The sequence below is a fragment of the Lysinibacillus sp. VIII_CA genome (genome assembly GCF_049943995.1).
Lineage (GTDB): Bacteria > Bacillota > Bacilli > Bacillales_A > Planococcaceae > Lysinibacillus > Lysinibacillus pinottii.
Genome location: NZ_JBNFXM010000010.1, coordinates 128,382 through 140,486, shown reverse-complemented (window position 1 = coordinate 140,486; position 12,105 = coordinate 128,382). Strand labels below are relative to the sequence as shown.

The 12,105-nt window shown below is 36.5% G+C and carries 14 protein-coding genes, 1 riboswitch and 1 other annotated feature; of the genes, 3 read left to right on the top strand and 11 right to left on the bottom strand.

Going from position 1 to position 12,105, the window contains the following annotated elements:
- Nucleotides 1-4 precede the first annotated feature (4 nt).
- From gcvT to comGA, 8 genes are all read right to left on the bottom strand, one after another.
- Complete coding sequence (gcvT, locus tag ACP3VS_RS15030; RefSeq protein ID WP_031416946.1) at nt 5-1,108, bottom strand: glycine cleavage system aminomethyltransferase GcvT; 1,104 nt, start codon at nt 1,106-1,108, stop codon at nt 5-7.
- Between the two features lie 264 nt (nt 1,109-1,372).
- A riboswitch (glycine riboswitch) is annotated at nt 1,373-1,466 on the bottom strand.
- 144 nt (nt 1,467-1,610) lie between these two features.
- On the bottom strand, nt 1,611-2,126 hold the full coding sequence (locus ACP3VS_RS15025) for a shikimate kinase (protein ID WP_031416947.1): 516 nt from the start codon (nt 2,124-2,126) through the stop codon (nt 1,611-1,613).
- 198 nt (nt 2,127-2,324) lie between these two features.
- A complete protein-coding gene (gene comGF, locus ACP3VS_RS15020) occupies nt 2,325-2,753 on the bottom strand; it encodes a competence type IV pilus minor pilin ComGF (RefSeq protein WP_325881685.1) in 429 nt (142 codons plus the stop codon).
- The gene (locus ACP3VS_RS15015; protein ID WP_012295157.1) at nt 2,746-3,063 is read right to left on the bottom strand and encodes a hypothetical protein; all 318 of its coding nucleotides are present in this window, start codon (nt 3,061-3,063) and stop codon (nt 2,746-2,748) included. The genes comGF and ACP3VS_RS15015 overlap by 8 nt, the downstream gene beginning before the upstream one ends.
- The gene (gene comGD, locus ACP3VS_RS15010; RefSeq protein ID WP_197149973.1) at nt 3,056-3,496 is read right to left on the bottom strand and encodes a competence type IV pilus minor pilin ComGD; all 441 of its coding nucleotides are present in this window, start codon (nt 3,494-3,496) and stop codon (nt 3,056-3,058) included. The genes ACP3VS_RS15015 and comGD overlap by 8 nt, the downstream gene beginning before the upstream one ends.
- Entirely contained in the window at nt 3,496-3,828 is a 333-nt protein-coding gene (comGC, locus tag ACP3VS_RS15005) for a competence type IV pilus major pilin ComGC (RefSeq protein ID WP_012295159.1), read from the bottom strand. The genes comGD and comGC overlap by 1 nt, the downstream gene beginning before the upstream one ends.
- A gap of 10 nt (nt 3,829-3,838) precedes the next feature.
- The gene (gene comGB / locus ACP3VS_RS15000; RefSeq protein WP_197149970.1) at nt 3,839-4,912 is read right to left on the bottom strand and encodes a competence type IV pilus assembly protein ComGB; all 1,074 of its coding nucleotides are present in this window, start codon (nt 4,910-4,912) and stop codon (nt 3,839-3,841) included.
- The gene (gene comGA, locus ACP3VS_RS14995; RefSeq protein WP_012295161.1) at nt 4,887-5,906 is read right to left on the bottom strand and encodes a competence type IV pilus ATPase ComGA; all 1,020 of its coding nucleotides are present in this window, start codon (nt 5,904-5,906) and stop codon (nt 4,887-4,889) included. Before comGA ends, comGB begins: the two co-directional genes overlap by 26 nt.
- A 327-nt stretch (nt 5,907-6,233) precedes the next feature.
- Here comGA and ACP3VS_RS14990 point away from each other — a divergent pair, with 327 nt between their 5' ends.
- Both ACP3VS_RS14990 and ACP3VS_RS14985 read left to right on the top strand, forming a co-directional pair.
- On the top strand, nt 6,234-6,944 hold the full coding sequence (locus ACP3VS_RS14990) for a helix-turn-helix transcriptional regulator (protein WP_012295162.1): 711 nt from the start codon (nt 6,234-6,236) through the stop codon (nt 6,942-6,944).
- 117 nt (nt 6,945-7,061) lie between these two features.
- A complete protein-coding gene (locus ACP3VS_RS14985) occupies nt 7,062-7,304 on the top strand; it encodes a DUF2626 family protein (protein WP_004231035.1) in 243 nt (80 codons plus the stop codon).
- A gap of 59 nt (nt 7,305-7,363) precedes the next feature.
- On the opposite strand, the gene ACP3VS_RS14980 is transcribed toward ACP3VS_RS14985, so the two are convergent.
- Nucleotides 7,364-8,008: an MBL fold metallo-hydrolase gene (locus ACP3VS_RS14980; protein ID WP_012295163.1), complete on the bottom strand. Its 645-nt coding sequence runs from the start codon at nt 8,006-8,008 to the stop codon at nt 7,364-7,366.
- Nucleotides 8,009-8,176: 168 nt separating this feature from the next.
- Here ACP3VS_RS14980 and ACP3VS_RS14975 point away from each other — a divergent pair, with 168 nt between their 5' ends.
- Nucleotides 8,177-8,356: a DUF2759 domain-containing protein gene (locus ACP3VS_RS14975; protein ID WP_031416957.1), complete on the top strand. Its 180-nt coding sequence runs from the start codon at nt 8,177-8,179 to the stop codon at nt 8,354-8,356.
- Nucleotides 8,357-8,423: 67 nt separating this feature from the next.
- On the opposite strand, the gene tyrS is transcribed toward ACP3VS_RS14975, so the two are convergent.
- Both tyrS and ACP3VS_RS14965 read right to left on the bottom strand, forming a co-directional pair.
- Entirely contained in the window at nt 8,424-9,638 is a 1,215-nt protein-coding gene (gene tyrS, locus ACP3VS_RS14970; protein ID WP_012295165.1) for a tyrosine--tRNA ligase, read from the bottom strand.
- 126 nt (nt 9,639-9,764) lie between these two features.
- Nucleotides 9,765-10,005, bottom strand: a binding site (T-box leader).
- 129 nt (nt 10,006-10,134) lie between these two features.
- Nucleotides 10,135-12,030, bottom strand: a complete 1,896-nt coding sequence (locus ACP3VS_RS14965) for an LTA synthase family protein (RefSeq protein WP_036162118.1) — start codon at nt 12,028-12,030, stop codon at nt 10,135-10,137.
- Between the last annotated feature and the right edge of the window lie 75 nt (nt 12,031-12,105).

Here is a 12,105-nt window from a genome sequence, read left to right as displayed (position 1 = left end):
ACTATTATTTTGAACGCTTATAAAACGGTGTTTCAACTGTAACTACTTTTAGTTGCTTTCCACGGATTTCAATTTCCATTTCATTTCCGATTGTTGCGAATTGACTGTCAATTAACGCGTGACCAACATTACGTTTTGAGGAAGGAAGCTGTGTTCCTGTTGTAACTTCACCAATTTCCTTACCATCCTTAAACACCTTATAGCCATGGCGTGGAATCCCTTTATCAATCATTTCAATGCCGACTAGTTTGCGTGGAAGACCATTTTCCTTCTGAGCTACTAATGCATCATGACCAATAAAATCTTCTTTATTTAATTTCACAGCAAAGCCGATACCTGCTTCAAGAGGAGAGATGGTTGCTGATAATTCTTGACCGTAAAGTGGCAGACCCGCTTCAAAACGTAGTGTATCTCGACAGCCTAGACCTGCAGGGACAACACCTTTGTCTTGACCAGCATCTAAAATTTTACCCCATAATGCTTTAATGTCTTCGGGTGCTCCATATAATTCGAAGCCATCTTCTCCTGTGTATCCACTACGTGAAACTAGTACTTTATGTCCTGCGACTTCTACATTCTCTTGGAATCGGAAAAATTTAATAGCACTAACATCAGTTGAAGTTAAGGATTGAAGAACTTCCTCTGCTAAAGGTCCTTGTAGGGCAATTTGTGCATAGGCATCTGATTGATTGTCAATTGTCACATCATATTGATGTTGGTTTTCCAGCATCCAATCGTAATCTTTTTCGATATTAGCTGCATTCACACACAATAAATAGTGGTCATCAGCTAACTTATACGTTAGTAAATCATCGACTACACCGCCGTTCTCATAGCACATAGCTGTGTATTGTGCTTGGCCAGTAGCTATTTTTGAAACATCATTGGATAAAAGATTTTGTAAAAAATTTAATGCATCGGGACCTGTTACTAAAATTTCACCCATATGGGATACATCAAATAATCCCGCACGATTACGTACTGCATCATGTTCATCTTTAATAGAAGAGAATTGAACTGGTAATTCCCATCCACCGAAGTCAACCGTCTTAGCACCGTATTTCGCGTATTCTTCAAATAGAGGTGTACGTTTTAATTCATTCGTCATTCTTTTTTGCCCCCTTATTGTTAGTTACATTTTTACTGGTAGTAGTTCGTCTGCTTTTTGTATTGGTACAGTCATGGCTCGGCAATGTAAAGCTTTTACAGAGTACCTATAGACATAAAAAAAGACAGACGAACCCCTTTTCGGGATTCTCTGTCCTTGCACCTGAAAGTTACACCAGACTAACTCGCATGGTTGATACTGCCAATTAGTCGGCTTTCCCCTTTGGTGGCTGCTATTGTTATACTACAGCTCTCTCCAGAGTTGCGTCTTATACGAGTCCTTTTACCTGAGAGATTCATAGCCATTGCTACTTGCTCCTTCGGTGGCGTCTAACCACGCTCTCTCCCCGTACAATCATCCGCCCAAGATACATCTTGGTACTATTTAGTATTCAATGAACATTTAGTTACTTATTTGTCTATATCCTAACATTAAATGCATTGAAAAGGCAATCATTTTTTAAAAGATAATAAAAGACGAACATTAAACGGTTGTTAATTATTTATCGTTCGTTTTTAAGCCTTTTTACTTGAAACACTAAATACTCTAAAATTTGACGAATGGTTCTGCCCTCTGTCAAGACCTGAATATGCCCTGCATCACGATAAAACTTTCTCCTGTAATGATACAGATTTTCTAGCTCCTCTTTAGTCGAACTTTGTACGATTGGTCTATTGGGATCATGCTGAACTCGTTTATAAATATCCTCAAACGAAGCATCTAAAAAAAATACTAAGCCACTACGCCTCATAATTTTTCGATTTTCAGCATTGATCGCAACTCCACCGCCCGTAGAAATAATACAAGCCTCGTCACGGAAACTTTTCAAAAATTCTGTTTCTATTTTTCGGAAATGGGCCTCTCCGTACTTTTCAAATATCTGCGGGATGGACATTCCTTGCTGTCTCACTATTTCATGATCCATATCATAATATGGCATCTTTAATAAAAAGCTTAAACGTCTTCCTAAAGCACTTTTTCCACTGCCCATAAAACCAACCAAATATATTTTTCGCAATTCGAATCACCTTCTTATAACTACGATTCTACACTGTCTGACAAAATTTGTCCCAATAAATTTATCGTAGCTTTAACATTCAATTTTTCGAGCCCGTCATAAGTTCGAAATTGCATTTCATATGACATACAATACGCAAGAAGAAAAGTAGTTACAAGAAATAATAATGCAATTGCGATTAAAAATATAGCCCCTCTGTCATTTTTCAATAATTGGCACATAGAAGGTTCGCTCCTTTTTCATACCACTAGGCATTTCCACCGACACAGTCAGCCTATTTTCGCTATAGGTAAAGTGACATTTATGAATGCCATTTAGCATGGGAACATGTCCTCCATTTACTTGTTCACGAATAATAGTACGATAGCAATCAATATAGTGGACTGTTTCACTAGTCTGAAAAGATATTCTTTTTTGATCCTCTCGTACGGAGAACGCTAAAATATCCTTTAGACCTTTATTGAAATCATACACAAACAGCTCCCATTTCGCCTGTTCATCCGATTGCATAGTTGAGGTCATTTCAGCATACCACAGCATAATTAGGACAAAAAGATGAGAAATAAGCGCAAACACAATTAATTGAAACAACGCTTCTAGTAAGGTATAGCCCTTCTCATTATTCATTGCTATTACCTGTAAGGAGAATACATTTTTGTCGTTGCTTGAGTATATTGTGAAAACGAACACAAATCTCTTCACCATTAAACACCCATTGATACTCAACTTCTTCAATGATTCTTGTGCCCTCAGTTTGTTGTACAGCTTGAAATAGCTTCATGCCCTCGTAAGCTGTTTCAGCTGCAATCATTTCCATTTTTTTATTCATAAGATTCGTTTTCATCGTGTAGCTAATGGGCAATAAGGAGCCGCAAAGTAACATTAAGATACCCATAGCCAAAATCGATTCAACAAAAGAATAGCCTGATTCATTCAATTCTTGCTCTCCCTCGCCCTAATGTAATGATGACCTTTTTCTTTCCCTGTGGTGTGTGAAAGGCAATAGTGCCAGCGGACCTGACATTGCCATTTACATTATAAACAATCGTATAAATAGAGCTCTCATCGGGGGAAAATTCAACTCCTTTTGGAAAGGGTCGGACATATAGATTGGAAAAAGCATCTTTTTGAATAACGTAGCGCCTTGTAGAGCTTTCAAATTTCATCGCGATATATTGTCGCTGGTTCATGCTATAGGTTTGAATATACTGAATATCTAGTTGAATTTGTGTAAAAAAACGCTCTAATTCCTTTGACTCCGCTAATTTTATAGAAAATTTGCTCACAATGGCTGTTAGACTCATAACAAGGAATAAAACAATTAGCATTTCGAGAATCGTAAAGCCCAACTCATTTTGTCGCTCCCTCATTATCCTTGAGTACCTGCATCAGCATTTGCTAAGCGTACCTCTCCTTTAATCGTAATGACTATTTCTTCTTTATTAGGGCAAGTTGTTTCATTTTCTTTCAAATAGCCCTCCTTCACTAAATCCTCAAGGGTCGGAAATGTCATAAAATCCACTCTATAGGCCTCTACTTGCCCCTGCACCATATTAATATAGGCCGCACAGCCCTTCTCATCAATTGTAGCAAAGTGCTTCGTAACATTTGGAATTGTAATTAAAATAAGGATTGATATAATTAACAAAACAATCAGCATTTCGATTAAAGTAAAGCCATTTTGTTGTTTGATTTGTTTCATCTTGCTCCTCCTAAACTAAATCAATCATATGATAAATTGGTAATAGTAAACTAACATAAGCGGCTAGAATACATATAGCAATAACAATAAAAAAGCTTGGTTGAATGAAGGCTAGTAACTTATGCAATAGAAGCTCCTGCTTTTCCATTAGTAATTCGCTATACAAAGTAAGTTCCTTCCCTAAATAACCACTTTGTTCTCCATGCTCTACAAAAGTAGCAAAATCCCTGTGAAAAATAGACACAATCTGTACTGCTTGCGTCAATGATTCTCCAAAGATTACCCTTTCTTTAATTTGCCGCGACAAATACTGTAGAAAAGGCTGAAAGGATTGTTCCTCTAGAATTTGAAGACTAGCCTGCAATGAAAAACCACTCTGTAGTAAACTCCCTAAATAAGCAGCAAATTGTCTTGTCCACGACAATCGAATATAGAATTGATAAAGCGGGATTTTTAATCGTATTGATAGTTGTAGAGGAATGGGTTGGCGCTTAAGAAAGAAATGTACTATTAATAAGCTGACTATCACAATCGAAGATGTTAGCATCACGTAATCGGGGACATGCAGTAATATTTTAGATAGAGCCAAGCTTGACTTCTCACCTTCAATCGAACGGCTTGACACCATTTTTTCAATATTAGGCAAGAAAATTGTTCGGAATATAAAAAATAGTATCAATAAAAATGAAATTAGCATGACAGGATAGATAAGCAATTTGATTAGCTTTTTCTTTGTCTGCTCACTGACAATCATTTGCTTTGCCACACCTTTTAATACATCAAGCATACGCCCGTTGTTTTCTGCCACTTTAATCGCTACTAAATGATGTTTAGCAAGGTGTAATGTTTCCAATATGCTTGTTACCCCCTCCCCTTGTCTTAGTTTTTCATTAATTTGTTGCTGAATAATTTCATGATCTTCTATATGATGAGGTAATAGCATCGACATAGCCTGTGGAAATAAATAGCCCTCCTGCATTAATACAGATAAACGTTGAATAAATCTTGCTTGCTCCTTTACACGCCACTTGGTAGCTCTGTTGTAATATAATTGGAATTTACCGATATATGTTTGTAGCAGCATAATGGCTCTCCACTAATTCTTTTTGTCCCTTTAATGTTAATTCGTGGGGTAGTCGAAAATTCCCCTTATTTTGAATAGCGGTTATGGCCTGATTGAGATGAACATCCGATAAAATCTCGTACAACGCACGACGTTCGTCCTGTAAATCTGAAGACTGAAAAAGAACTTGGGCAACAATACCGATGACAGTTTGCCTAATCTCATCTATTGATACCCCTAAGTCCATTAAACGGTAAAGACAGCTAAGAGAATCCTTCGCATGAATGGTTGAAACGACTAAATGCCCTGTCAAGCTTGCCTCGATTGCAACTTTTGCTGTTTCTTTATCACGAATTTCTCCAATCATGATTACATCAGGTGAATGCCTTAATATAGCTTTTAATCCCGAAGCGTATGTAACGCCTGCTCGTTCATTCACTTGAATTTGAAGTAAATTTGCTTGGTTATTTTCTACTGGGTCTTCCAAGGAAATTGCATGCCTATTTAATTCTGTAGAACAGTAATGTATTAAGGAATAGAGAGAAGTGGACTTACCAGAGCCTGTCGCCCCTGTAAAAAACAAAAGGCCTTGTCGATTTTGCACAAGTTCCATTAATTTGTAAGCTGAGCTTTTAAAAAAAGATAAGGAAGTTAGTGGAAAAGAATGATTTTGGAGAAGCAAGCGGATAATGAGGCTTTCTTTTAAAAATACGGAAGGCAGTGTAGATACTCGAAAAGCATATGGCTGTTGTTCCATCGCCTTTTGGAAGGAGCCGCTTTGGGGCTTACGACGCTCACTTATATCTAATTGTGCAAGAAACTTATAATAGGATATCATCCGTTCCGTAAGATCGTTGGGAAGTTCACCTGCGTGAAGCAGCTTATCATATTTACGAAAATAGACCTGATAATTCACGTTGCCTGGCACCAATAATAAATCGGTTGCCCCAAAATGATAGGCTTTTAGTAAAAGTTGCTCACATTTTTGTTCAACGACTATTTCAAAATTCTGCATATATGCACCCCTTTTCTAGTTCATTCGAATATGACCGCACTATTCGTTATTTCCTAGTATAAATAGGATCTTCCTACGAGAAAAGCCCTTTTCTGAAAATAAAAATTTGTTATAAAATTTCCCATCATTCATGTTTTTTGCTATAGAAATGTGGATAAAGTGCAATTTCCCACTAAAAAAGAAGATACATACATGAAAAAATTAATATTTATGTCGAAATGAACTGTATCTTTTTCAATAATGGAATATAATAGAATGAACATGATTATTTTCCTAACACTTGGTAGACGAACATAATTTTATAAAAAAACTAATGAGGTGAAGCATATGATCCATCCATTGAAAATTACCAGCACTTTAGCTGATGAAACAAGATACTCTATTTATGAGTACATATTGCAAGAGAAAAAAACAGTGACCGTCCAACATATTGCTGATCAGTTTAGCATCCATCCAAATGTCGCTCGACTTCATTTAACAAAGCTTTCAGAAATTAATATTATTTCCGCAGACTATGTGAAAACAGGTAAGGGTGGAAGACCTGGCCGTGTGTATAAGGCTTCAGAGAAAGGTGTATCATTATCATTTCCTAGACGTGATGAAGACCGTTTACTGAAATGGACGATTCAATTAGTGGAAGAGCTTGGACCATCTGTCTTAGAAAAATGTCAGGAAATTAGCTATCAAGATGGTTATCAGCAAATGAAACAAAATATGAACGCTGAATTGACCATCAATAATTCCCTTTCCTTCGACGAGAAGCTTCAACTATTAACTGACAATGCCGCATTAATTGGCTATGTTCCACAAATTCAACAAACAGAACATGGCAAAAAGGTGATATTCTCCATTTTCAATTGTCCATTCCAAGAGCAACTTACAACTTATTCGGAGATAGTCTGCTCCTTACATGAATCCTATTTAAAAGGGCAGTTAGATGCGTTATTTTCAAACAATGAATTTGTACAAATTGAGAGTATGATACATAATTGTGATTTATGTAAATATGAAATAAACGTGACAGAAATCGAAAGCTAGTTAAAAAATCCATTTGTTTGTCACAAAGACGCATAAGTTCCAGTTTACAGACACCTTTCATATCATTTATAATGAGTAAGAGATTATTGTGTCGTGGGCAAAAGGAGGGGAAATTTCATGGATAATATGTATAAAGTTATGGCATTCTGGACAGGTATTTTTGCCGTTATGTTCTACCTTGGTGGTATGAACGAGGTATCGCTATTATTCTTAGGTAATACAGGTTTATTCTTATTATTAGGCTTCTTAAACCTTTCAGAACGTATGTACATGTACATTTTCGGAGCATATTTAACTGTATTCTTCGCTGGCTTCACGTACTATACAACATTCATTCACGTACCTGGTGGCGGTCATTAATACAACTAAAAAAGCGTATCTCATTTACGAGATACGCTTTTTTTATGGGCATTGGTATTTTAAAACCCATTTAAAAACGGATTAGTTTCCATTTCTGCACTGACAGTTGTATAATTCCCATGACCAGGATAAATGATTGTATCCTCAGGTAGTGTTAATAATTTGTCATGAATAGATGCTAATAATATTTTGGTGGACCCACCAATTAAATCCGTCCGTCCTACGCCCTGTTCAAATAATGTGTCTCCCACAATCGCAAAGCCGTCTTTTTCAAATACATAAGAAATGCTACCAGGTGAATGTCCTGGTGTAAATACTGCTTGAAAAACAAAATTGCTTATTTCGAATTGTTGCTCTTTTTTAATGATAGTGTCTTGAGCAGGTGCAGCTACCCTATAATCTGGTAATGCAGCATATTTACTAGAGCCGTTCTTTTCTGGATCTCCTAGCCAGCTGACCTCTTTTTCATGAATCCATACAGGTATATTAAATGCTTCCCGAACCGCATCCACCGCACCAATATGGTCAAAATGTGCATGTGTTAAGAAAATGGCTAGCGGCTTTAGGCCATTGCTACGGATTGTTTTAAGAAGACGCTCCGCTTCTTCACCTGGATCAAAAACGATACATTCTTTGTCTTTATTCGATACGATATAGCAATTCGTTTGGACTGGACCAAGAGAAAAACTTCGTACGTTCATCATAGATATCACCTCATTTTTCTATTATACAGGCTTTGCCACAATTTGACGATAAATGTTCATAGTTTGCGCTATATTAGTTCTCGACAAAAACAGGTAGAACGTTTACAATTAAGGAGGAATATTGTTTACGACATTCATTTTCTGATGTCGAAAGGAGTGTCTATTTTAATGAACTTATTAATGGTTATTTTTGGTCTAGTAGCGATTTTAGCTGTAGTTGGTACATTCCAAGCAATTAAAGAAAAGAACCTTTTAAGCGTTGTTTTCAACTTATTAAGTGCTGTCGTGTTTGGATGGTTTGTCATCATGACAATCGTTCATAGCGGTTACCCACCAAAATTACACTAAAATTTAGACAGAAAAAAGAGCAGTCTCGATTTGAGATTGCTCTTTTTTTCTTGAATATTATCTGATTTTACTTATTTAATTTTAGAAATCTCTTCTTACCAATTTGTAGGACATCCTCATTCATTAATACGCGAGATAGATCGTCCGCAGCCATTTTTTCTCCATTCAAGGAAACCCCATTTTGCTTAATGAGCCTTAAAAAATCACTTTTGCTCTGAATAAAATGGATAGAAATTAATTGCGGAATGATATCCTCTATTCGTTCTTTATCAATTTCAAGTAGCAATGTAGGAATGTTAGTTGGAATAACCTTCTTTTGAAAAGCAGCTTCAAAATAGGATTTTGCATCCATCGTAGCAGCGTGACCGTGATACAAGGCTGTCACTATTTCTGCTAAGTGTAGTTTTAAGTCACGAGGGTTCTCCCCCATTCGAAGTCTTTCTTGAATGGCCTGCACTTGAAGTGGATGCTCATCTGTTGCTAATTCAAAATATTTGATAATGAGCGAATCTGGTATTTCCATTATTTTTTTAAACATAACTTCGGGTGCTTCATGGATACCAATATAATTCCCCAAGCTTTTACTCATTTTTTCCACACCATCTAACCCTTCAAGTAATGGCATAAAAATAGCAATTTGTTTTTCTAGCCCACGATGCCTTTGCAAGGTGCGTCCCATGAGAATATTGAACGTTTGATCGGTTCCCCCTAATTCAATGTCAGCTTTTAATTCTACAGAATCATACGCCTGCATGAGGGGGTAAAAAAATTCATGCATACCAATTGGTATTTGCTGATGGTAACGCTTTTGGAAGTCTTCACGCTCTAAAATACGGGCAACAGAGGTAGTGGCTGCCAGCTGGATAACTTCTTCAAAATTTAATTTTGCTAACCATTCACTATTGAATCGGATAGTCGTTTTTTCTTCATCTAACACTTTAAAAATTTGCTCACAATATGTTTTGGCATTTTCCCCCACCAATTCATCACTTAATGCCACACGTCCCTTAGATTTTCCTGTAGGATCACCAATACGGCCGGTAAAATCGCCAATGACAATGACAGCATGATGCCCTAAATCTTGCAGCTGTTTTATTTTTCGTAACACAACTGCGTGGCCCAAATGAATATCTGGTGCGGATGGATCGAGCCCTAACTTAATTGTTAAGGGTTTTTTCTCTTGAAATGAGCGCTCTAATTTTTGTAGTAGCTCGAGTTCATCAACAATTTTGTTAGCACCTTTTTTAATAATAGCTAACTGCTCCTTTGGTGTTAAAAACATACAAAACATCTCCTTGTAATATTAAAAATTAATATTGCAAGATCTATAAGAGTTTCTAAAAGGACTGCTGTCGCCCTAATGTCGTAATAGGACGTCCAGATGCAAAAAACGCCCTTAGGATTAAATCCTAAGGACGTTAATGAACGTGGTACCACCTTTTTTCGAGAGCTACTCAAATAGCACTCCTCCATTAGTACAGCCGCGGCGATACTATTGCAATGATTACGGATGCAAACCCGTCGTAGCCTACTAGAATTTCGGTACGCAGCTCCAAGATGTATTCACTTTAATATCCCTTGCGCCTCTCAGCTACTGGCTACTCTCTGTCAGTTCTATTAAAGTTACTTGTTCTTTTCCATGCCTTTGACTCTTATACTCCGAAATGTGAAAAACAAATCTTCGTTATGCAGATATTTACACTAATTATAATCACTTCAACAAATTTGTCAATTGTATAAAGTAAAAAGAGAGATCTCATAACGAGATCTCCCTTTGTTTACTTAACGGATTCTTGTTTTAAATTACCTGTCTTCTCATCATAGAATCGAAGAAGGTCTCCATTGATAATGGCGTCGGAATTTTCTAGCTCCATTGTTGCACGATCAGCGTATGGCTGACATGGCTCAACTTCTATTTCTTCGCCAGTTGATTTATCATAGCAAGCTTCTCCCGCATACACATATTTATCTGTGATAAAGCGTCCATCACGGAACACTACGAAGTTTTCATGCTCTGGAGAGAATAAATCTGCACCCATTTGCATATCTTTTGACGTTTCAATGCCTAGTAGGTGTAAAATCGTTGGACGTAAATCCATTTGCCCAGCTATTTCAGTCATTTCTTTCCCATCGTCAGATCCTGGGATATGGATGAATAAAGGTACTTCCTGTAGTAATGCATTATCAAATGGTGTAATTTGATCTTTTCCTAAATATTGTGCCATTGCTTTATTATGGTTTTCTGAAATACCGTAGTGGTCACCATACATGACAATAATTGAATTATCATAAACACCTTGATCTTTCAATTGTTGGAAGAAATCTTTTAAAGCTTCATCCATATAGCGTACTGTTTGGAAGTAGCGATTTAATGTCCCTGAGTTCGAATCATACTCAGGAATCATAATATCTTCCGGATCCAATGTAAATGGATAGTGGTTCGTTAACGTAATAAGTCTTGAGTAGAATGGTTGCGGCATATCTTTCATTAACGCTGCAGATTGCTCTAAGAATGGCGTATCCTTCATTCCCCAGTTCACAGCTTGCCCTTCTTCTACCGTATAAGAATCTATATCGTAGAACTTATTGATTTTTAAAGATTGATACATGATGTCACGATTCCAGAATGATTTATTATTAGGGTGCATGACATTAGTAAAGTAACCATTTTCCCCAAGGCGCTCTGCCATTGAGTTATACGTATTTCCACCGTGTGTGAAGAATACTGCTCCACGTCCTAAACCAAACAATGAATTTTCTACAATAAACTCAGAGTCAGATGTTTTTCCTAGACCTGTTTGGTGGTAGAAGTTACTGAAATAATACGTATCTTTATCTTTTGTTAAAGAGTTTAAGAATGGCGTAACTTCATGTCCATTCATATCATTGTTAATAACAAAGTTTTGTAAAGACTCCATAGACACAACAATTAAGTTGCGACCTTTATACTTCCCAAACATTTCTGGGTTAACTGCTGCCTGATTAGAGCGAACATAGTTGTTTACTTCAACTAATTCACTACCGTCCGCTAGCGCACGTTGGGCAGATGATTTTGTTTGAATATAAATATCATACAGATGGTAATTGTACGTACCAATATTTTTTACAAGTAATTCGCGGTCAAAACTACGTGTTAATAATTGTGGACGCTCTGTTTCAGCTAAACCTAAGTTTAAGAATGACATAGCGATTGCCAGCACAAAAAATGCACGACGGAATTCCACATTTACTTTAAACGAATTTTTCATTTTTGGTATAAATTTATTTGCTAAGATTAAAATAAGTACATCAACAAAATACAATACATCCCAAGGCTCTACAATGGCTGCTACTGAAGTTCCTAAGTCACTAAAGTTACTTGTTTGGAATAATACCGGTAGTGTTATAAAGTCATTATAAAAACGATAGAACGCTACATTTCCGTAAAGGACTATTGATAAAATAATGCTGACTGTAATTAAATAACGATTTCTAGCTTTTGCTGATTTAAAGAAAAGTGCTAAACCATACGTAAATAGCAAGAAACTTAATGGGTTAATAAACAAAATAAATTGTTGCATTGCATTTTCAATTTTCATCTCAAAGCTCGTGTGGTAAACAATGACCGTTTTGATCCAAGTTGCTATAATTGCTAGTATCATAAATGAATGTTTAGGCCACTTTATTGATCTCATTCCTAACATCCTCCCTACTTCCTTACAAAAAAATAATAATTTTTTACATTTTGTTACTGAAACAAAATATATCTT

Excerpts from the sequence above, each read along its gene's own strand:
- ACP3VS_RS14985 (WP_004231035.1), top strand. The coding sequence starts at position 7,062 with ATGGATAATATGTATAAAGTTATGGCATTCTGGACAGGTATTTTTGCC.
- tyrS (WP_012295165.1), bottom strand. The coding sequence starts at position 9,638 with ATGTTTTTAACACCAAAGGAGCAGTTAGCTATTATTAAAAAAGGTGCT.
- comGB (WP_197149970.1), bottom strand. The coding sequence starts at position 4,912 with ATGCTGCTACAAACATATATCGGTAAATTCCAATTATATTACAACAGA.
- gcvT (WP_031416946.1), bottom strand. The coding sequence starts at position 1,108 with ATGACGAATGAATTAAAACGTACACCTCTATTTGAAGAATACGCGAAA.
- comGD (WP_197149973.1), bottom strand. The coding sequence starts at position 3,496 with ATGAGGGAGCGACAAAATGAGTTGGGCTTTACGATTCTCGAAATGCTA.
- ACP3VS_RS14965 (WP_036162118.1), bottom strand. The coding sequence starts at position 12,030 with ATGAGATCAATAAAGTGGCCTAAACATTCATTTATGATACTAGCAATT.
- ACP3VS_RS14980 (WP_012295163.1), bottom strand. The coding sequence starts at position 8,008 with ATGATGAACGTACGAAGTTTTTCTCTTGGTCCAGTCCAAACGAATTGC.
- ACP3VS_RS14990 (WP_012295162.1), top strand. The coding sequence starts at position 6,234 with ATGATCCATCCATTGAAAATTACCAGCACTTTAGCTGATGAAACAAGA.
- ACP3VS_RS14975 (WP_031416957.1), top strand. The coding sequence starts at position 8,177 with ATGAACTTATTAATGGTTATTTTTGGTCTAGTAGCGATTTTAGCTGTA.
- comGA (WP_012295161.1), bottom strand. The coding sequence starts at position 5,906 with ATGCAGAATTTTGAAATAGTCGTTGAACAAAAATGTGAGCAACTTTTA.
- comGF (WP_325881685.1), bottom strand. The coding sequence starts at position 2,753 with ATGAATAATGAGAAGGGCTATACCTTACTAGAAGCGTTGTTTCAATTA.
- comGC (WP_012295159.1), bottom strand. The coding sequence starts at position 3,828 with ATGAAACAAATCAAACAACAAAATGGCTTTACTTTAATCGAAATGCTG.